Source organism: Pseudonocardia kongjuensis (assembly GCF_039526905.1).
In the GTDB taxonomy this organism is placed as follows: Bacteria; Actinomycetota; Actinomycetes; order Mycobacteriales; family Pseudonocardiaceae; genus Pseudonocardia; species Pseudonocardia kongjuensis.
In genome coordinates, this window is record NZ_BAAAJK010000004.1 from 37,378 (window position 1) to 55,102 (window position 17,725).

The 17,725-nt window shown below is 76.2% G+C and carries 21 protein-coding genes; 9 read left to right on the top strand and 12 right to left on the bottom strand.

All coding sequences use genetic code 11. The features are described from left to right. The first annotated feature begins 254 nt into the window (after window positions 1-254). Window positions 255-1,397, top strand: a complete 1,143-nt coding sequence (locus ABD160_RS04320; RefSeq protein WP_344019318.1) for a Glu/Leu/Phe/Val dehydrogenase dimerization domain-containing protein — start codon at window positions 255-257, stop codon at window positions 1,395-1,397. A gap of 62 nt (window positions 1,398-1,459) precedes the next feature. On the opposite strand, the gene hepT is transcribed toward ABD160_RS04320, so the two are convergent. After that, on the bottom strand, window positions 1,460-1,846 hold the full coding sequence (gene hepT, locus ABD160_RS04325; protein ID WP_344018463.1) for a type VII toxin-antitoxin system HepT family RNase toxin: 387 nt from the start codon (window positions 1,844-1,846) through the stop codon (window positions 1,460-1,462). Further along, window positions 1,847-2,242 (bottom strand): type VII toxin-antitoxin system MntA family adenylyltransferase antitoxin, encoded by a 396-nt coding sequence (gene mntA, locus ABD160_RS04330; RefSeq protein WP_344018465.1) that lies wholly within the window; start codon window positions 2,240-2,242, stop codon window positions 1,847-1,849. Window positions 2,243-2,301: 59 nt separating this feature from the next. Here mntA and ABD160_RS04335 point away from each other — a divergent pair, with 59 nt between their 5' ends. Continuing rightward, the gene (locus ABD160_RS04335; protein ID WP_344018467.1) at window positions 2,302-3,243 is read left to right on the top strand and encodes an aldo/keto reductase; all 942 of its coding nucleotides are present in this window, start codon (window positions 2,302-2,304) and stop codon (window positions 3,241-3,243) included. Then, window positions 3,240-3,608, top strand: coding sequence for a MerR family transcriptional regulator (locus ABD160_RS04340; RefSeq protein WP_344018470.1), 369 nt, complete (start codon window positions 3,240-3,242; stop codon window positions 3,606-3,608). Before ABD160_RS04335 ends, ABD160_RS04340 begins: the two co-directional genes overlap by 4 nt. A 3-nt stretch (window positions 3,609-3,611) precedes the next feature. On the opposite strand, the gene ABD160_RS04345 is transcribed toward ABD160_RS04340, so the two are convergent. The 3 genes from ABD160_RS04345 to ABD160_RS04355 form a co-directional block, all read right to left on the bottom strand. Further along, window positions 3,612-4,022 carry a DUF5313 family protein gene (locus ABD160_RS04345; protein ID WP_344018472.1) on the bottom strand — a complete coding sequence of 137 codons (411 nt, stop codon included), beginning with the start codon at window positions 4,020-4,022 and terminating at the stop codon, window positions 3,612-3,614. Between the two features lie 13 nt (window positions 4,023-4,035). Next, window positions 4,036-4,737, bottom strand: a complete 702-nt coding sequence (locus ABD160_RS04350) for a DUF1990 family protein (RefSeq protein ID WP_344018474.1) — start codon at window positions 4,735-4,737, stop codon at window positions 4,036-4,038. 71 nt (window positions 4,738-4,808) lie between these two features. Continuing rightward, the gene (locus ABD160_RS04355; protein WP_344018476.1) at window positions 4,809-5,039 is read right to left on the bottom strand and encodes a hypothetical protein; all 231 of its coding nucleotides are present in this window, start codon (window positions 5,037-5,039) and stop codon (window positions 4,809-4,811) included. Between the two features lie 52 nt (window positions 5,040-5,091). Between ABD160_RS04355 and ABD160_RS04360 the strand changes: the two genes are divergently transcribed. From ABD160_RS04360 to ABD160_RS04370, 3 genes are all read left to right on the top strand, one after another. Continuing rightward, window positions 5,092-5,820, top strand: coding sequence for a DUF1990 family protein (locus ABD160_RS04360; protein ID WP_344018478.1), 729 nt, complete (start codon window positions 5,092-5,094; stop codon window positions 5,818-5,820). Between the two features lie 204 nt (window positions 5,821-6,024). Further along, window positions 6,025-6,783 carry a 23S ribosomal RNA methyltransferase Erm gene (gene erm, locus ABD160_RS04365; RefSeq protein ID WP_344018481.1) on the top strand — a complete coding sequence of 253 codons (759 nt, stop codon included), beginning with the start codon at window positions 6,025-6,027 and terminating at the stop codon, window positions 6,781-6,783. Between the two features lie 182 nt (window positions 6,784-6,965). After that, a complete protein-coding gene (locus ABD160_RS04370) occupies window positions 6,966-8,156 on the top strand; it encodes a phosphodiester glycosidase family protein (protein ID WP_344018482.1) in 1,191 nt (396 codons plus the stop codon). Between the two features lie 10 nt (window positions 8,157-8,166). Here the strand turns inward: ABD160_RS04370 and ABD160_RS04375 are convergent, their stop codons facing one another. The 5 genes from ABD160_RS04375 to ABD160_RS04395 all read right to left on the bottom strand — a co-directional run bounded on the left by ABD160_RS04375 (window position 8,167) and on the right by ABD160_RS04395 (window position 13,424). Then, window positions 8,167-8,772: a TetR/AcrR family transcriptional regulator gene (locus ABD160_RS04375; protein WP_344018484.1), complete on the bottom strand. Its 606-nt coding sequence runs from the start codon at window positions 8,770-8,772 to the stop codon at window positions 8,167-8,169. Between the two features lie 28 nt (window positions 8,773-8,800). Next, window positions 8,801-9,820, bottom strand: coding sequence for a PDR/VanB family oxidoreductase (locus ABD160_RS04380; RefSeq protein ID WP_344018486.1), 1,020 nt, complete (start codon window positions 9,818-9,820; stop codon window positions 8,801-8,803). A 7-nt stretch (window positions 9,821-9,827) separates the two neighbouring features. After that, window positions 9,828-10,742 (bottom strand): metal-dependent hydrolase, encoded by a 915-nt coding sequence (locus tag ABD160_RS04385; protein WP_344019320.1) that lies wholly within the window; start codon window positions 10,740-10,742, stop codon window positions 9,828-9,830. 129 nt (window positions 10,743-10,871) lie between these two features. Next, window positions 10,872-12,725 (bottom strand): SDR family oxidoreductase, encoded by a 1,854-nt coding sequence (locus tag ABD160_RS04390; protein ID WP_344018488.1) that lies wholly within the window; start codon window positions 12,723-12,725, stop codon window positions 10,872-10,874. A gap of 90 nt (window positions 12,726-12,815) precedes the next feature. Beyond that, complete coding sequence (locus ABD160_RS04395) at window positions 12,816-13,424, bottom strand: hypothetical protein (protein ID WP_344018490.1); 609 nt, start codon at window positions 13,422-13,424, stop codon at window positions 12,816-12,818. Window positions 13,425-13,563: 139 nt separating this feature from the next. On the opposite strand from ABD160_RS04395, the gene ABD160_RS04400 reads away from it, so the two are divergent. The 3 genes from ABD160_RS04400 to ABD160_RS04410 are packed head-to-tail and all read left to right on the top strand — an operon-like array spanning window position 13,564 to window position 16,545. Next, window positions 13,564-14,460: an alpha/beta fold hydrolase gene (locus ABD160_RS04400; RefSeq protein WP_344018493.1), complete on the top strand. Its 897-nt coding sequence runs from the start codon at window positions 13,564-13,566 to the stop codon at window positions 14,458-14,460. Window positions 14,461-14,509: 49 nt separating this feature from the next. Then, a complete protein-coding gene (locus tag ABD160_RS04405) occupies window positions 14,510-15,760 on the top strand; it encodes an MFS transporter (RefSeq protein ID WP_344018495.1) in 1,251 nt (416 codons plus the stop codon). Beyond that, window positions 15,757-16,545, top strand: a complete 789-nt coding sequence (locus ABD160_RS04410) for a crotonase/enoyl-CoA hydratase family protein (RefSeq protein WP_344018497.1) — start codon at window positions 15,757-15,759, stop codon at window positions 16,543-16,545. The genes ABD160_RS04405 and ABD160_RS04410 overlap by 4 nt, the downstream gene beginning before the upstream one ends. A 7-nt stretch (window positions 16,546-16,552) precedes the next feature. On the opposite strand, the gene ABD160_RS04415 is transcribed toward ABD160_RS04410, so the two are convergent. Then, window positions 16,553-17,047, bottom strand: a complete 495-nt coding sequence (locus tag ABD160_RS04415; protein WP_344018499.1) for a GNAT family N-acetyltransferase — start codon at window positions 17,045-17,047, stop codon at window positions 16,553-16,555. A 4-nt stretch (window positions 17,048-17,051) separates the two neighbouring features. After that, entirely contained in the window at window positions 17,052-17,678 is a 627-nt protein-coding gene (locus ABD160_RS04420; protein WP_344018501.1) for an IMPACT family protein, read from the bottom strand. Window positions 17,679-17,725 lie beyond the last annotated feature (47 nt).

The window sequence follows — 17,725 nt, forward strand, 5'->3', positions numbered from 1 at the left end:
TGCGCCCGCAGGCTGGGGTCACCGGTCGGCGAGCGAAGGGCCGGGGGGACGACGAGGTCCGCACAGGCGATGACGCGACCGGCGTGGCCCCAGGCCAGGCGACCGGCACGAGCACGACGAGGAGGTGGGTCGCCATGACCACGATGCAGAACCCCGCCGGGAGCACCCCGCAGACAGCGGTTCAGGCCGCCCCGGCCGTCCCGGGCATCGGCGCCGCGCCCGTCGCACCGGCGGTCCGCCGTTCCGAGCCGTACATGCGCCTGCAGTGGAACGACTCGGTGACCGGCGCCGTCGGCTACCTCGTGGTGCACACCCTGCGCGGCGGCCTCGCCACCGGCGGCACCCGGATGCGGGCGGGCTGCACGCTCAGCGAGGTCGAGGACCTGGCCCGCGGGATGGCCAACAAGACCGCCACCTTCGATCTGCCCATCGGCGGGGCGAAGGGCGGCATCGACTTCGACCCGAAGGACCCGCGCGCCGTCGAGGTGCTGGAGCGGTTCTGCGAGGCCATGCGCCCGTGGATCGACCGGCACTGGGTCACCGCGGAGGACCTCGGTGTCCCGCAGCACCTGATCGACGACGTCTTCGCCCGGCTCGGCCTCGGCCAGAGCTACCACGCCGCGATCAGCCGCGCCGACGACCCGGCAGCCACCCTGGAGCGGGTCCGCAAGGGCCTCACGGCCGAGGTCGAGGGCGGCTTCGAGCTCGGTGACGTGATCGGCGGCTACGGCGTCGCGCACGCCTGCCTGGCCGCCGCGGTCTCCTGGGGCCAGGTCCCGGCCGAGACGACGGTCGCGATCCAGGGCGTCGGCACCATGGGCGGCGCCGCCGCCTACTACCTGCACGAGGCCGGGATGAAGGTCACCACCGTGGCCGACGCCGCAGGCACCCTGCACTGCGCCGACGGGCTCGACGTCCCGGCCCTGCTGGAGCTGCGCGACGGCTACGGCGAGATCGACCGCAGCCGGCTGCCGGCGGGCGTCGAGGAGCTGCCGCGCAACGCGATCCTCTCCGCCGAGGCGGACATCCTGGTCCCGGCGGCCATCTCCTACGCGATCACCCCGGACAACTCGTTCGACGTCCGGGCGCGGGTCGTCGTGGAGGCCGCGAACGCCGCGACCACCCCGGAGGCCGAGGCCATGCTGGCCGCCCGCGGCGTCCCGGTGCTGCCGGACTTCGTCGCGAACGCCGGCGCGGTCGCCTGGGCCTGGTGGCTGCTGCTCGGGGAGGTCGACGACGACCCGCAGAACTCGTTCGACCGGCTCCGCACCGTGATGCACGCCAAGGTCGCCACCCTGCTGGCCGCGTGGGCCGAGGAGGGCGTCACGCCGCGGGAGAGCGGCCACCGCTGGGCCGACGACCCGGCCCCGACGACCGGCCCGGTCGTCATCCCCTGATCACGGGCACCACCGGAGTGGGCCCGGACCTGCACGGTCCGGGCCCACCGGTGTGTGTGCGGTCAGCCGGCGAGCGCGGCGATCCGGGACGCGAACGCACCGAGATCGTCCAGCCCGCCGTCGGCGATACTGCGGGCGAGCAGCTCGTCGTCGACCTCGGCGTAGAGGTGCACGATCACGTTCCGGGCGCCGGCGAGCGAGACCATCCGTGCGGCGAGCCCGTCGTCGAGCACCCCCACCTCGGCGAGCACGCGGAAGGCGTCCCCGTAGTCGCGTGGTGTGCGGTGCCCGTCGGCCGCGATGACGTGGTTCGCGAGGTCGATGCAGATCTGGGCCGCGGTCTGGACCAGATGTCTGCGCCGGTAGGGATCGGGGCCGCCCTCGGCGAGCAGGTCGCGGTAGCGCTCCAGCATCACCAGGAGGCGTCGTACCCGGTCGGTGTCCACCATCTAGCGCAGGCCCTCCCGTGCGACCCGTGCGAGGAACGACCGGGTGGTCTCCTCCAGCACCGGGCGGAACTCGATCCACCGGATCCGGGCGTCCACCTCGAACCGCACCCGGGCCGGCTCGTCCGCGCTGAACAGCAGCCGCCCGGACTCGGCGACCTTCCCGCGCAGCTCCAGACCGGCGCCCGCCAGGTCGACGACGTCGACCCGGGTCCCGAGCACCGGCGCGAGATCCGCGGCGAGCCGCTGGGTGGCGTCCAGCGCCGGCCGTCCGGCGGTGAACAGGACGGCGACGTCGTGATCGCTCGCCGGGGTCGCGGTGCCCTCGGCCCGTGACCCGAACAGGTAGGCGACCGCGACACCGTGTGCGGCGAACACGCCGTCGAGGTCGGGCCCCATGCGGCCATCGTGGCACAGCGGCTTGACCTGGAGCGCGCTCCAGGCCGGATGCTCGTCGCATGAGCACCCCGCAGATCGTCCTCGGCGCGATGAACTTCGGTACCCGCGTCGACACCGGCACGGCGTTCGCCCTGCTCGACCGGTTCGTCGAGCGCGGCGGCGAGTGGATCGACACCGCCGACGTCTACGCGTTCTGGAACGACCCGTCCGGTGCCGGCGGCCAGAGCGAACGGGTGATCGGCTCCTGGCTCGCGGCGCGCCCCGGCGTGCGCGAGCAGGTGCGCATCTCCACCAAGACCGGGGTGCGCGGCGGGCTCGGCCCGGCCGCGGTGACCGAGGCCGCGGCCGGCAGCCTGCGGCGGCTCGGCACCGGACACGTCGACCTCTACTGGGCGCACACCGACGACCGCGACGCCGATCCGGCCGCGACGGCGGAGACGTTCGGCGGGCTGGTCACCAGCGGTGTGGCCGGCCGGATCGGGGCGTCCAACCACACCTCGTGGCGGGTGCAGCGGTTGCGCGGCCTGGCCGGGGAGCGGGGACTCCCGGGCGTCGACGCCGTCCAGTGGCGGCACTCCTACCTGCTGCCGCGGCCCGGCGCCGCGCTGCCCGACGTCGGGCACATGCTGCTCACCGCCGACGGCGCCGATCTCGCGACCGCCGAGGGGCTCGATCTCTGGGCCTACACTCCGCTGGTGAACGGCGCCCTCACCCGCACCGACCGCGCGCTTCCCGACGCCTACGACCACCCCGGCACGACCGCCCGCGTCGCCGCGCTGGACGCGGTCGCCGCGGAGCTGGGGGCCACCCGCAACCAGGTCGTGCTGGCCTGGCTGCTCGCCGGGGGCGGCGGACGCGGCGGGCGGGCCGGAGATCTCGCCGTCCCACCGGCGTGGCCGCTGGTCGGGGTCAGCACGATCGGGCAGCTCGACGAGGCGCTCGACGCCCGCGATCTCGTGCTCGGCGCGGCCGCCCGCGAGCGGCTGGACACCGCCGCATGACGCTGCTCGGCGCCGGACCGTGCGCGACGGGCGAGGCCGCCCGGCGGACCGGGCTCTCGATCGACACACTGCGCTACTACGAGCGGGTCGGGCTGGTCCCGGCGCCGGCCCGGGACCGGGCCGGGCGCCGGATCTACACCGACGACGACCTGGCCTGGATCGGTATGGTCGGCTGCCTTCGCCGCGCCGGTCTGGGCATCGCCGATCTGCGCGAGTTCCGGGCCCGGCTCGACGACCGGGCGGGCGCCGCGGACCTGGTGGCCTTCCTGACCGCGCACCGGGCGGAGCTGCTGGAACGCCGGTCCCGGCTGGACGCGGCGCTCGCCGTGCTGGACGAGAAGATCGCGCACTACGGAACGGGCTGACGCTCAGCCAGGGCGGTCGCCCCGGCCGCGCTCGTCGCGGTAGATCTCGTCGTACCGGCGGCGGGCCTCGACGTGCTGCTCGGACCGGCGGGCCTCGCGGGTGGAGGCCGCCGCACCCACCGGGTACCCGGCCTTCATCACCCGCGTCTCCGCGGCCTCGACCATGTAGACCAGCGAGTAGAAGAACCCGATGAACGCGCCCGACATGATCGCGCCGAGCCGCACCCACGGCGGCCCGGGCACGACCAGGTAGAGCAGCGCCAGCAGCGGGGTCAGCTGGACGGCGGTGCGCGCGAGATGACGCAGCCACCAGGTGCGGCACGTGACGTCGTGCAGCACCCAGCGCCGGTGCCGCTCGGGCAGCCGGGCACCGAAGGCGTAGGCGAGCCAGCGGAAGGGGTTCGGGCGTTGCATGACGTCCTCCAAGTCAGGTGACCCTAACCCGGCGTGCTGCGGGGGGCGCCGACGGCCCCGGGCGGCGGACGAGCAGGGCGAGCGAGTCGCCCCGCAGGTGCCTGCTGCCCTCCGGTGCGACGGCGATGCCGTCCGGGTCGGGGACCGGCCGGGGCAGCGGCCGCCCGGCCCGCGCCGCGCCGACCAGGTCCCGGACCCGCTGCCCGGCGCGGTGGTAGAACTCCAGCTGCACCGCCCGCCCGAACAGGGCGAACCCGGTGGCGAGGACCGGATCGGGGATGGGCGCGCGCCGGGAGAAGGCCCGGATCACGAACTCGACCTCGCCCGTCGCCAGGTCCTTGACGACCTCGTAGGTGAGCCGGCCCTGCTCCAGGTGGCCGTGCAGCGTGTCGTAGCTCCAGCCCCAGACGCGGGTCCCGTCGCGCACCTCGTCGACGATGCCGGTGACCCGCACCCCCAGGTGGAAGCGCAGCGGCCCGAACCGGCCCTCCAGCAGCATGTCCCGGCCGAGCAGCGGATCGTCCGGCCGGAAGATGCCGCGCAGCCGGTGCGGGTCGGTGAACTGGTAGCCGCGCACCACCGTGCAGGCGCGCTCCCAGTCGCCGCCGGGCACCGGATCGCCGGGCGGTTCGGTGCCGACCAGGGCGCGGCCGTGGTCGACGTGCCAGGCCGGGTCGTCGGCGGCCCGCGGCTCGTCCGCCGGATCGACGTTCACGGCGAGACCGGCGAGCGCGTCCAGGTCCGCGGCCCGGCGGGCGGCGGACGGGCGGCCGAGGCGGGTGCTGATCAGGACCGGCCCCCCTTCTCCTCGCGGCGCATCGACTCGCCGATCATCCAGAGCATCGACGGCCACAGCCCGACGAACACGGCCCGGCGCTCGGCGTTGCCGCGCTCGTCCTGGTCGACCGTCTTGGCGCGCAACCACAACCCGATCGACAGGCCCACCGACCCGAGCGAGAGCCACTGGAGCTGCGCGCCGCGCAGACCAGTGCGGAGCAGGACCCGTCCGACCGTCATGCCGGACGGTTCCCCGCTCGCGCGCCGCCTACACCCGTGCTGCGATGCCGGAATGCATGCACGCAGCGCCCCGGCCACCGGTGACCGCCGATCCCGGCGGGTCGCGGCCGCCCTGCGCTGGCCGGTCGGCTGCGCGCTGGTGTCCTGGCGGTACTTCTGGCGGACCACCCCGATCCACCGCAGCGACGTCGCCGGCGACCGGTCCGACCTGCCGCCGCCGGACCCGGCCGGGACCGACGAGGACGGCGTCCAGCACCCGGCCGACGGGTACGGCACCCTGCTGCACCGCGTCTACCAGGTCCGGATCGCCGGCTCCGGCCTGAGCCCGCGGGAGCTGATGGGCCGCCTCACCGCCGACCCGGACCGCTGGTCGCCGGAGTTCGCGGTGTTCCGCCGGACCCGCGGCACCCCGGGCGCGATGGCGGTCGGCGACGAGTTCCTGATCCGGATGCCCGGCCCGTGGGACGGCCCGGTGCGGGTCTGCGCGGCCGATCCGGAGGGGTTCTCCTTCGTCACCCTGCGCGGGCACCTGGAGGCCGGCCGGATCGCGTTCCGGGCCGGCCGTGATCCCGGCGACCGGGATCGCCTGCTGTTCACGATCGAGTCCTGGGCGCGGCCGGGGGACCGGCTCTCGCACCTGATGTACGACCGGCTGCGGGTGGCGAAGGAGGTGCAGCTCAACATGTGGACGCACGCCTGCATCCGGGCCGCCCGGATCGCCGGTGGCCGGCTCGACGGCGGCGTGAGGGTGTCGACCCGGCGCTGCGTTCCCGCGGACTGACACCGCGGCCCCGCCGGGGCGCGGAAACCGGGTGCGCCGCCCGCACCGGGCGCCTACCGTCCGTCCCGTGGCAGCCTCCATACGCCTGCGCGTCGCCTGACGGCGGCGCCCTCTCCCGCGGCACCGCCGTCCCCGCAGCCGGTCCCCGACCACTGCCGGGCGGCGCCCCCGTGCGCGTCCGGCTCCCCTCCCCGGGAGCGTCCCTTGGCACGCCCACTCGGCCGTCACGAGCACGGCCAGAACTTCCTCGTCGATCCCGCCGTCCCGGCCGCGCTGGCCGCGGTCGTCGGCGGCTACCCGGCGTGGCCGGTCCTCGAGCTCGGCGCGGGCGACGGCGCGCTCACCGCCGCGCTGCTGCGGCTCGACCGGCCGGTCACCGCCGTCGAGATCGACCCGCACCGGGTCGACCGGCTGCGCCGCCGGTTCGGCGCCCGGGTCACCGTCCGGCACGGCGATCTCCTGCGCGAACGGCTCGACCGGCCGGTCGACGTCGTCTCCAACGTCCCGTACGCACTGACCACCCCGCTGCTGCGCCGGCTGCTGCCCGCCCCGCGCTGGGCGCACGCGCTGCTCCTGCTGCAGTGGGAGGTGGCGCGCAAGCGGGCCGCCGTCGGCCCGACGACGGCGCTGACCGCCCGCTGGTGGCCCTGGTTCGGCTTCCGCCTCGTCGGGCGCGTCCCGGCCGGCGCGTTCCGGCCGGTCCCCTCGGTGGACGGCGGCATCCTGGAGATCACCCGCCGGGCCCGGCCGCTGGTCGACGGCCCGGCCGGGCCCTACCAGCGGATGGTCGACCAGGTGTTCACCGGCCGCGGGCGGGGCGTGGTCGACGTCGTCGCGCGCCGGTACGGCCGCACCACCGCCCGCGGCTGGGCCGCCGGGGCCGGGCTGGACGCGCGCACGCTGCCCCGGGACCTCGGGCCGGAGCACTGGGCCGAGCTGTACACCCGGGTGCGGGAGCGCTGATCCCCGGCGGTCCGCCGGGCACCCGGACGCCGGACCCCGTTCCGGTGATCCCGATCGCCCCCCGGCCCGGCCGGATGTCCCACGACCGGGTGGTTACGGCCGGGGTGTGCCGCACCGGCGCGCCCCGGCCCGGCCCGTTGTGATCGTCTCTCCCCCGGCCGACCGGCGACCGGGGGAGTGCGATGACGAGGCGGGTGCGCGACCGGGTGGTGACGCCTGCCGTCACCGCGGTGCTCGCCGTGCTGCTGCCGGCGGGCCCGGTCACCGCGCCCGCACCCGCGACCGCGCCCGCACCGATCGTCGCGGTGCACACCGTCGCGCCGGCCCCCGCGATCACCCACCGGGAGGAGCGGATCGACACCCCGGGCGGCCCGGTGAGCACCGACGTCGTCGTCGCGGACCTCCGCCGGGACGGCGTCCGGGCCGAGCTGCTCACCGGCGCGACCGTCGGCGAGCGCGCGACCGTCCCGGTGCACGCCGGGCGGGCCGGCGTCGCCGCGGCCGTCAACGGTGACTTCTTCGACTTCGCCCGCAGCAACGCGCCCGCCGGGCCGTCGGTGCGCGACGGCCGTGCGCTCACCTCGCCGGTCCCGCCCGGGCGCCGGCTCGCACCGGCCGTCCCGGGCAGCGACCCCGGCGACGTGCTCGCCGTCGACGCGGCCGGCGGTCCCCGCCTCGACCGGCTCACCCTGGACGCCTCGGTCGGCACCGCCGACGGCACGACGCTGCCGATCCGCACCCTCAACGCCTATGCCGTCCCGGTCGACGGGATCGGCCTGCTCACCCCCGACTGGGACGGCGACCGCAACGCCACGCTCTGCGGCAGCGACACCGACCGGGACGCACCCTGCGCGCCGGACCGGATCGAGGTCGCGGTCCGCGACGGCGCCGTCGCCGAGGTCCGACCGCCCGGCACCGGGCCGGTCCCGGACGGCGAGCAGGTCCTGGTCGGGCGGGACGGGGGCGCCGCGGCGCTGCGCGGCCTGGCGCCCGGCGACCGGGTCGTCGTCGAGCACCGGCTGGCCGCCGCGTCCGGCGTGCCGCCGCGGACCGCGGTCGGCGGGAGCCCGGTGCTGCGCGACGGCGCACCCGTCGCCGGCCTCGACGACGCCGTCCGCGAGCCGCGCAGCGCGGCCGGGATCACCGACGACGGACGGCTGGTCCTGCTGACCGCGGACGGCCGCGACTCCACCAGCGTCGGCATCACGCTCGCCGAGACCGCCGAACAGCTGCGCCGGGCCGGCGCGGTGCACGGCGTCAACCTCGACGGCGGCGGATCGTCGACGATGGTGTTCCGCGGCCGGGTGGTGAACGCGCCGTCCGAGGACGCGCACCGTGCCGTCCCGAACGCGTTCGGGATCGTCGCACCCTGACCCGGACCGGTCAGGACCGCCGGGCGGTCACCTCGAGCATCGCGAACAGCTGCTCCACCAGCCAGTCCCGCAGCCCGGCGCGGTCCGGGACCCGCCCGGCCTCCAGCCAGGCCAGCACCGAGCCCTCGACGAGCGCGACCCAGCCGCGCAGCGTCATCAGCTGCAGCGGCTCGGGTTCCGGCACCCCGCCGCGCACGCACAGCAGGTCCACGATGTGGTCGCGGACCCCGTCGACCAGCGCGTCCGTCTCGCCGGTGGACACCACCGATCCGCTGCGCAGCAGCGCGACGTAGGCGCGGGCGTGCCGCTGCACCACGTCCAGGAACACGTCCAGCGCCGCCGCCAGCTGCTCCTCCAGCGGCCCCTCACCGGCCAGCGCGACCCGGGCGATCAGCTCGTCCGCGACGCTGCCCAGCGCCGCCACGTGCAGCTCCTCGACGCCGGAGAAGTAGCGGTAGAACAGCGCCCGCGACACGTCCGCGACCCGGGTCACGTCCTCGACGGCCACCTCGTCCGGGGAGCGGCTGCCGTAGAGGTCGAGGGCGGCCGACACGAGCTGTGCGCGCCGGGCCTCGGGCGTCATCCGACGCGGTGAACGGGCGGGTGAGGAGGTCATCACCGGAAAGGGTACGGAACCGCCACGCCTAGCGACCGAGATCGACGACGACACGCGCACCCTCCGCCCGCCCGACGCACAGCGCGGTCAGGCCCGGGCCCGCCGGATCGCCCACCGTCGACCCCTCGACCAGCCGCACGTGGCAGGTCCCGCAGAACCCCTGCCGGCAGGAGTAGGGGACATCCGGCCGGACCTCGCGGATCACGTCGAGCGCCGTCCGGTCCGCCGGCACCGGCAGCTCCGGTCCGCCGGCGAGCGCCACCGTGAACGGGCGGCCGTCCCGGATCGGCGGCGGCGAGAACCGCTCCGAGTGGAAGCGCCGGTGCGCCGGCAGCGCCCGGCGCACCGCGTCGATCATGGCCGGTGGGCCGCAGCAGTACACCGCCGCCGACGGGTCCGTCCCGGCCAGCAGCTCGGCCGCCGCCGGGATCCCGCCGTCGTCGTCCGGCCTGCGCCGGACCCGCCCCGGTGCGAGCTCGGCGAGACCGCCGGACAGCGGCATCGACGCCAGGTCGCGCCCGGTGTGCACCAGCTGCCACGGCAGCCCGGCGGCGTGCACCGACCGCACCATCGGCGCGATCGGGGTGATCCCGATGCCGCCCGCCAGGAACAGGTACGACGGGGCCGCCGCCAGCGGGAACGCGTTCCGCGGGCCGCGCAGCGTCAGCCGGGTGCCCGGGGTGAGCCGGTGCACCTGCGCCGATCCCGAACCGTCCGGGACCGCGCGCACCGCGATCCGGTACACCGACCGGTCCGCCGGATCGCCGCACAGCGAGTACTGGCGGAGCAGGCCGGACGGCAGCACGACGTCCAGGTGTGCGCCCGGCCGCCAGCCGGGCAGCGGCCCGGACCCGACGAGCTCCACCTCGGCGACGTCCGGGCAGGGGTGGGTCACCGACCGGACCGTGACCGGCAGCTCCCGGTCGACCGGGGCGGCCGGGCGACGGCGGCGGCCGCTGCGGACCGACACCTTCTGGGCGACGGCGGTGACCGTCGCCAGTGCCCGTGCGCTGCGGTTGGGATGCGGGGGCGGGGCGATGCCGCTCATGCCGCGCTCATGCCGCTCCGCCGTGCGGCTCGGCCGGGGTGCCGTCCGCCGGCCCGCCGTCGGCTGCGCGGGCCGCGGGGGAGACCGCCAGGTAGGCGACCGCCGCGTCGGTGTCGCCGTGGTTCGCCGGATGGAACCGCGGGTTCAGATAGGTGAGCATCGCCCTGGCGAACAGCATCGGACCCGGCACCAGACCCCGCCGCGACGCCCGCAGGTAGTCCCGGATCCGGGCCCGCCGCGCCGGTGTCCCGCGCAGCTCCGGATCCCGGGCGCACAGCTGCGCCGTGCCGGACGCCCACAACCGGATCAGGGCCGGTGCGGTCACCAGCATCGCCCGGATCCGGCGCAGGTAACGCCCGTCCAGATGCACGTACAGATCGTGTGCCACCGACCGGTGCTCGACCTCCTCCGCGCCGTGCCAGCGCAGCATGTCCAGCATCTGCGGGTCGGCGCCGGCCGCGTCGAGCTCGGGGGAGTGCAGGATCCACTCGCCCAGCACCGCCGTCAGGTGCTCGATCGCGGCGACCAGCCCGACCCGCTCGACCAGCCACTCCCGCGCCGCGTCCCCGGACAGCCCGCGCTCGCCGAGCAGCTCACCGAAGATCCACTCCACCTGCTCGACGTACCGGGACACGTCGATCCCGGCCTCGCCCAGGTGGTCCAGCGCGCCCTGGTGCGACGACGCGTGCATCGCCTCCTGCCCGATGAACCCGCGGACGTCCTCGGCCAGCGCGTCGTCGCGCACCATCGGCAACGCCTGCGAGAACACCTCGACGAACCAGCGCTCACCCTCCGGCAGCAGCAGGTGCAGCACGTCGATCAGGTGCGACGCGAACGGTTCGCCGGGGATCCAGTCGGTGCGCAGCGCCGAGAAGTCGAACCGGACGTCCCGGGCGTGCAGTGCTATCCGGTCATGGGCCATCCGGTCATCGGCTGTCCGGTCATGGGGCGTGCGGTCGTCGGCGGTCCGGTCACGGGTGATCCGGGTGCCGTGCTTGCCGAGCGTGCTCATCGACGTGCTCCTCTCTCCGGGCGTGGTGGGACGCGTGCGTCAGCGGGTTCCGCCGTCGATCCGGGCGACGGCACGGAGCAGGCCGGGGGACAGCCGGGACGCCAGCAGCCCGGCGTGCGCCTCCGCGGTGACCGGTGCCAGCGCGACGTTCCGCTCCACCGCACGGACCAGCCGCGACGCGACCCGCTCCGGGGTGTAGCCGCGCCGCGCGTACGCCGCCGCGGACGCCCGCCTGCGGGCCTCCTGGGTGGCCTCGTCGGTGCCGGCGAACCGGGTGTGCGCGGTGATCGGGGTGTCCACGAACCCCGGGCACAGCGCCGTGACACCGATGCCGTCCTCGGCCAGCTCGGCGCGCAGGCACTCGGACAGCATCAGCACCGCGGCCTTCGTCGTCGCGTAGGCGGGCAGCGCGCGGGACGGCAGGTAGGCCGCCGCGGACGCGACGTTCACCAGGTGCCCGCCCTCGCCGTGCTCGCGCAGCAGCGCCCCGAAGTGCCGGCAGCCGTGCACCACGCCCCACAGGTTGACGTCGACGATCCGCCGCCACTCCTCGGCGGTGGTGTCCGCGAACGGCCCGGCGACGGCGATCCCGGCGTTGTTGACGACCAGATCGGGGACCCCGTGCGTCGCCGCCACCCGGGCGGCCAGCGCGGCGACGACGTCGTCGTCGGCGACGTCGACGGTCTCCGCGAACGCCCGGCCGCTGCCGTACCTGCGTTCGACGATCCCGGCGGTCCCGGCGGCACCGTCGGCGGACAGGTCGGCGACCACCACCCGGCAGCCCCGGTCGGCGAGCGCCAGTGCGGTGGCCCGCCCGATCCCGCTCCCGGCGCCGGTGACCACGGCGAGACCGCCCGCCCAGCGGACCGCCCGCCCGGACCGGCCGCCGGAGGCGACCAGCGCGCGGCCACGGGCCGCGGCCCGGGCGAGGGCCGGCGGCCCGGTGGTCGGCTGCACGGTCGGCCCGGTGGTCGGCTGCACGGTCGGTTCGGCGGCCGGCTGCGCGGTCGGCTGCACGGTCGGCCCGGCGGCCTGCTCGGCGGCGGCCTGCTCGGCGGTCCCGGCGACCATCTCGGCGGTGCACCGGGCGATCACCTCGGGCCGGTGCCGGACCATCCAGTGCCCGCCCGGCAGGTAGCGGACCCGCAGGTCGGGGGCGAACTGCGCGGCGCTGGTGGCGAGTGCGGGCGTCACGTAGGCGTCGCCGCGCGGCGCCAGGATCTGGACCGGCACGTCGGTGCGGCGCTGCTCCGGGCGGCCGAGCCGGCGGGGCAGGTTCCGCCGGTAGAGCTCCAGCCCGTTCACCGCGTCGCGCACCGACGGGCGGGGGATCCGCTCGGTCCGCTCGATCAGCCCGCCGAGCAGCCCGCTGCGGCAGACCAGCTCGGGCAGCACCGGCAGCCGGAACGCCAGCGTGTACCAGGAGTGCAGCGCCTGCCGGACGACCGCGCGCAGGTCCCGCGGGGAGCGCCGGCGCAGGAACAGCCCGACGTGGTCGAGGCACGGCCCCGAGATCGAGGTGTAGGAGGCGACCCGGCCGCTCAGCGCGTCGCCGGTGACCGCGTGCCAGGTCTGGATGCCGCCCCAGTCGTGGGCGAGCAGGTGCACCGGTGCGTCCGGGGAGACCGCGTCGCAGACCGCGCGCAGGTCGGCGGCGAGCAGCTCGAGATCGTAGCCCGCACGTCCGGCCGGGGCGTCCGAGTCGCCGTGCCCCCGGACGTCGTAGGTGACGACGTGGTGGTCGGCGGCGAGCAGGCGGGCCACACCGTCCCAGACGTGCCGGTCGTCCGGGTACCCGTGCACGGCGACGACGGTCGGCGCGGTGCGGTCGCCCCGCTCCTCGACCGCGAGGCCCAGGCCGTCCGGCGTCGTGACGACGGTCGTGCGTTCCACCACATCACTGTGAGACACAACGTCATCATAGAAAACCCGTCAACAAGAGTCGAGACGGGAACGGTCGGTATCCCGGGTGATCGCGCAGCGTCACCGCGGGCCGGTGTGCCGCCCGTACCCGCTCCCGGGCAGGCCGTCGGCCGGTACCGGGCCGGGATCCGGCTCGCCCGCCGCCCACATCGCCGCCACCCGTCCGGCCACCCGGTCGTGCGCCGCGAGGATGGTCGCGCCGGTGGTCCGGACGCCGGCGAGCGCGTAGAGCAGCTCCGCGTCCTGGCCGTGGTCGAGATCGAGCACGCCGTGCATCCGGGCCAGCTCGACGACCAGCCCGCACGGCCCGGTGGCGGCGGCGCTCGCGGCCCGCAGCAGCGCCCGCGCGGTCGTCGGGCGGGCACCGGGGAGCAGACATCGTCCCAGCTCGCGGGCCAGCCGCCCGATCGGCTCGATGTCGGCGGGATGGACCGCGACCAGGCAGAGGTCCGGGCACGGTCCCGGCGGATAGCCCGGTCGCGCCTGCGCGGCGCGCAGCGCCCCGGAGAGCCGGCACCAGGACCGCACCGCGGCGGCCGTCGCGTCCGGCGGTGCGTCGTCCCGGGACAGCGTGACCAGCGCCGCGCACAGCATCCGGTCGGCCGCCGCCCAGCCGATCCGGTCGCGCGGCACCGCCCGGATCACCGTCCCGCCCGTCGATCCGTTCATGTGCCCCCCTCGGCCGTACCGACGTTGTCGGGTGCGTCGCCCGGTTGCCACCGTTCGTTACCGCGCGTAGTCAGAACTGGCGAGAAGGTACGTTCGAGCCGTCCCGATCCCGTTCCCGACACCACCGCCGGAGGCCCACGTGCCCGACGTCCCGCCCGCCTGGTTCACCTCGGCCGTCGACACGCCGTCCGGTTCCGGCAGCGTCGAGGTCGACGGGGTGCCGATCGCCTACCGGACGTGGGGCGAGCCGGGCGGGCCGGGCGTCGTCCTGGTGCACGGCGGTGCCGCCCACTCGCACTGGTGGGACCACATCGCGCCGCTGCTGGTGAAGGGCTCGCGCCGGGTCGTCGCGGTGGACCTGTCCGGGCACGGCGACTCCGGCCGGGCGCCGTCCTACGACCTGGACCGCTGGGCCGCCGAGGTACGGGCGGTGATCGACGACGCCCGGCTCGGCGAGCGGCCCACCCTGATCGGGCACTCGATGGGCGGCTTCGTCACGCTCACCGGGGCGCTGCGCTACGGCGAGGAGCTGGCCGGGGCGGTCGCGGTCGACTCGCCGGTGCGCGACCGGTCCCCGGAGGAGGACGCGGCCCGGGAGAAGCGGGCGTTCGGCCCGGCCCGGGTGCATCCGGACCGGGACGCGCTGATCGCCCGGTTCCGCACCGTCCCGGTGCAGGACGGCGACCTGCCCTGGGTGCACCGGCACATCGCCGAGCACAGCATCACCGCCGTCGACGGCGGCTGGCGCTGGAAGTTCGACCCGAGGATCTTCGCCGGCATCGGGCTCACCCCGGCCGACCTGGGCCGGCCCGGCTGCCGGATCGCGCTGTTCCGGGCCGAGCACGGGCTGGTCCCGGCCGACATGGGCGAGATGGTGGTGGACCGGATGGGCCGCGCCGCCCCGGTGATCGAGATCCCGGGCGCCGGGCACCACGTGATGATCGACCAGCCGCTGGCCCTGCTCAGCGCGCTGCGGACGCTGCTGGCCGACTGGGAGTACTCGGTGCCGGTGACCGCTCCGGAGGCGGTGGGTTAGGTTAACCTCACCCGGCGTGGGTCCGTGCGGGCCGCGCCGGGGAGGCGTGATGGGGGAGTCCGGGCGGTCGGCGGGGCGCGCACAGGGGATCCTGTTGCTCGCGGTGCTGGCCGCGATCGTCTCGCAGCAGGTCCTGGTGCCGGTGCTGGCCCCGCTGTCCCGCGAGGTCGGGCTGACCCCGGTCGAGCTCGGGCTGGTGATGACGGTCGCCGCCGGGCTGTTCGCCGTCACCAGTCTGTTCTGGGGGCGGGTGGTCGACCGGTGGGGGCACCGCCGGGTGCTGCTGGCCGGGCTGACCACGGCCGGGCTGGGGCTGACCGGGTTCGCGCTCGTCTCGCAGGCCGCGCTGGCCGGTACGCTGTCGCCGGGGGCCACCCTCGCCGGGATGATCGCGACCCGCAGCGTGGTGTTCGGCATCGGTCTCGGCGCGGTCCCGACGGCGGCGATGGCGCTGATCGCCGCCCGGACCGCGCCCGGCCCGGAGCGCACCGCCGGCATCGGCAGGCTCGGTGCGGTGCAGGGCGTCGCGGTCGCGCTGGGGCCCGCGCTGGGCGCCCTGCTCGCGTTCGCCGGCCTGCTCGGGCCGGTCTGGCTGGCGCCGGTCGCGGTGCTGGTGTCGATCGCGGTGGTGGCGGTCGGCGTCCGGCCGGCCCCCGCGGCGCCCCCGGCGCCCGGGCCCGCCGCCCCGCCGCCCCGCCCGGTCCGTCCGTGGGACGCCGGGATGTGGCCGGTCCTGCTGACCGGATTCCTGGTCATGCTGTCGCTCGGGCTGGTGCTGATCGTGCTCGGCTTCCTGGTCCAGGACCGGCTCGGGCTGGACGCGGCGGGCACCGTCCGGGTGTCCGGCGCGATGTCGTTCCTGTCCGGGGTCGCGCTGGTGCTGATGCAGGGCGTCGCGGTGCCCCGGCTGGGCTGGCCGCCGGTCCGGTTGCTGCGGGTCGGCCTCCCGATCGCCACCGCCGGGCTGCTGCTGCTCGCCGTCGCACCCGGGGTGCTCACCATCGGGCTGGCGATGACGCTGCTCGCGGCCGGTCTCGGGCTGGCGATGCCCGGCTACACCACCGCGGCGACCCTGCAGGCCGGGCCGGAGGGGCAGGGCGGGGTTGCCGGGCTGGTGAACGCGACCAACGGATCGACGTTCGTGATCGGCCCGCTGGCCGGGACCGCCCTGTACACGCTGGGGACCGGGGTGCCCGCGTTCGTCGCGGCCGTCGCCTGCCTGCTCGGCGTGCTGCTCGCCGTCCTCCATCCGGCGCTGCGCTCGGCACGGCCGGATCCGGCGGCTACTGTGGCGCCATGACCGAACAGTCAGAGCTGACCGTTTCCGCCGACGAGGTGCTCGTCGAGCGCCGCGACGGCGTCCAGGTGATCACGATCAACCGGCCGGCCGCGCGGAACGCGCTCAACGAGAACGTCGCGCACGCGATCGCGGCCGCCGCAGACGAGCTGGACGCCGACGACGACCTGCGGGCCGGCGTCCTCACCGGCGCGGGCGGGGCCTTCTCGGCCGGGATGGACCTCAAGGCGTTCCTGCGGGGCGAGCGGCCGGGGCTGCCCGGGCGCGGGCTCTGCGGCATCACCCAGACCCCGCCGCGCAAGCCGATGATCGCCGCGGTCGAGGGCTGGGCGCTGGCCGGCGGCTTCGAGCTGATGCTGGCCTGCGACCTGGTGGTCGCCGCCCGGGGCGCCCGGTTCGGGGTGCCGGAGGTGAAGCGTTCGCTGTTCGCGGCGGCCGGCGGCGCGCTCGAGCTGGCGAACCGGGTGCCGCGCGCGCTCGCCCTGGAGATGCTGCTCACCGGCGACCCGATCGACGCCGCCCGGGCCGAGGCCGCCGGGCTGGTCAACCAGGTCGTCGACGACGGCGGCGCGCTGGACGCCGCACTGGCGCTGGCCGCCCGGATCACCGGCAACGGCCCGCTCGGCGTCGCGGCGAGCAAGCGGATCGTGCTGGAGGGACCGGACTGGGGCGCCGACCGGTGGGCCCGCCAGGAGGAGATCGTCACCGCGGTGATGAGCTCGCAGGACGCCCGGGAGGGCGCGACCGCGTTCGCCGAGAAGCGGGCGCCGGTGTGGAAGGGCGTGTGAGCCCGGCTCAGCCGCCCAGGTGGCGGTGCATGACGTGCAGCCCGGTCGTGGTGCCGTCGGGGAGGGCGAACGCGTCCGGCACGATCCCGACCGTCGCGAAGCCCAGCGAGTGCCACAGCGCGACCGCCCGGGTGTTGGTCTGCACGACGGCGTTGAACTGCATCGCCGAGTAGCCGAGCGAGCGGGCCAGCGCCAGGACGTGCTCGCCGAGCGCCCGCCCGGTGCCCCGGCCGGCCCGCTGCGGGTCGACGGCGAAGCTCGCGGTCGCCACGTGCGATCCGGGGCCCGGCTGGTTCGGTCCGGTCTTCGCGGTGCCGACCAGCACGCCGTCGTCGTCGACCGCGACCACCACCCGGCCCGGCGGGCGCAGCATCCACATCGAGCGGGCCCATCCCTCGTCCACATCGGCCGGCACGGTGTAGGTGGTGCCCTCGGCGAAGATCGGCCGCAGGATCTGCCAGACGGCGGGCCAGTCCTCGTCGTGGGCGTCGCGGATCTGCACGTGATCAGGGTAGATAGAGGTCCCGCGGCCCGGCGTCGAGGGCCTCGACGGCGCCCCCGGTGTGCTCGGCCAGCCACCCGCCGAAGTCGTCGAGCCGGGACTCGGCGACGGCGACCGTGAACGTCACGTCGGCGCCGTGCTCGACCTCGCGCAGCAGGTAGGGCGAGTTCCGCAGGTCGTGCTCCAGGCGCCCGGCCCGGTCGTGCGGCAGCGCCAGCAGCAGCTCGCGGTGCCGGACCCGGCGCAGCTCGCCGACCCGGTCCAGGGTCTCCGACAGCGCCGTGGAGTAGGCCCGCACCAGCCCGCCCGCGCCGAGCTTGGTGCCGCCGAACCAGCGGGACACCACCGCGACGACGTCGGTCAGGTCGCGCCGGGACAGCACCTCCAGCATCGGGACGCCCGCGGTGCCGGAGGGCTCGCCGTCGTCGTTGCTGCGGGCGGTCATCGCCCCGGTCGCCGGGTCGCCGATCCGCAGCGCCGTGCAGTGGTGGGTGGCGTCCGGGCCGGCCCGGCGGACCCGGTCGATCACCGCGGTGGCCGCCGGGACGTCGGCGACCCGGGCCACCGTGCACAGGAACCGGGAGCGCTGGATCTCGATCTCGTGCGCCCCGTCCCGGGCGATCACCCGCACGGAGTGGCCCCGATGCAGGTCACAGGGTGACCCGGGTCGCCGTCGAT

Excerpts from the sequence above, each read along its gene's own strand:
- ABD160_RS04320 (WP_344019318.1), top strand. The coding sequence starts at position 255 with ATGCGCCTGCAGTGGAACGACTCGGTGACCGGCGCCGTCGGCTACCTC.
- hepT (WP_344018463.1), bottom strand. The coding sequence starts at position 1,846 with ATGGTGGACACCGACCGGGTACGACGCCTCCTGGTGATGCTGGAGCGC.
- mntA (WP_344018465.1), bottom strand. The coding sequence starts at position 2,242 with ATGGGGCCCGACCTCGACGGCGTGTTCGCCGCACACGGTGTCGCGGTC.
- ABD160_RS04335 (WP_344018467.1), top strand. The coding sequence starts at position 2,302 with ATGAGCACCCCGCAGATCGTCCTCGGCGCGATGAACTTCGGTACCCGC.
- ABD160_RS04340 (WP_344018470.1), top strand. The coding sequence starts at position 3,240 with ATGACGCTGCTCGGCGCCGGACCGTGCGCGACGGGCGAGGCCGCCCGG.
- ABD160_RS04345 (WP_344018472.1), bottom strand. The coding sequence starts at position 4,022 with ATGCAACGCCCGAACCCCTTCCGCTGGCTCGCCTACGCCTTCGGTGCC.
- ABD160_RS04355 (WP_344018476.1), bottom strand. The coding sequence starts at position 5,039 with ATGACGGTCGGACGGGTCCTGCTCCGCACTGGTCTGCGCGGCGCGCAG.
- ABD160_RS04360 (WP_344018478.1), top strand. The coding sequence starts at position 5,092 with ATGCATGCACGCAGCGCCCCGGCCACCGGTGACCGCCGATCCCGGCGG.
- ABD160_RS04370 (WP_344018482.1), top strand. The coding sequence starts at position 6,966 with ATGACGAGGCGGGTGCGCGACCGGGTGGTGACGCCTGCCGTCACCGCG.
- ABD160_RS04375 (WP_344018484.1), bottom strand. The coding sequence starts at position 8,772 with ATGACCTCCTCACCCGCCCGTTCACCGCGTCGGATGACGCCCGAGGCC.
- ABD160_RS04380 (WP_344018486.1), bottom strand. The coding sequence starts at position 9,820 with ATGAGCGGCATCGCCCCGCCCCCGCATCCCAACCGCAGCGCACGGGCA.
- ABD160_RS04385 (WP_344019320.1), bottom strand. The coding sequence starts at position 10,742 with ATGGCCCATGACCGGATAGCACTGCACGCCCGGGACGTCCGGTTCGAC.
- ABD160_RS04395 (WP_344018490.1), bottom strand. The coding sequence starts at position 13,424 with ATGAACGGATCGACGGGCGGGACGGTGATCCGGGCGGTGCCGCGCGAC.
- ABD160_RS04405 (WP_344018495.1), top strand. The coding sequence starts at position 14,510 with ATGGGGGAGTCCGGGCGGTCGGCGGGGCGCGCACAGGGGATCCTGTTG.
- ABD160_RS04410 (WP_344018497.1), top strand. The coding sequence starts at position 15,757 with ATGACCGAACAGTCAGAGCTGACCGTTTCCGCCGACGAGGTGCTCGTC.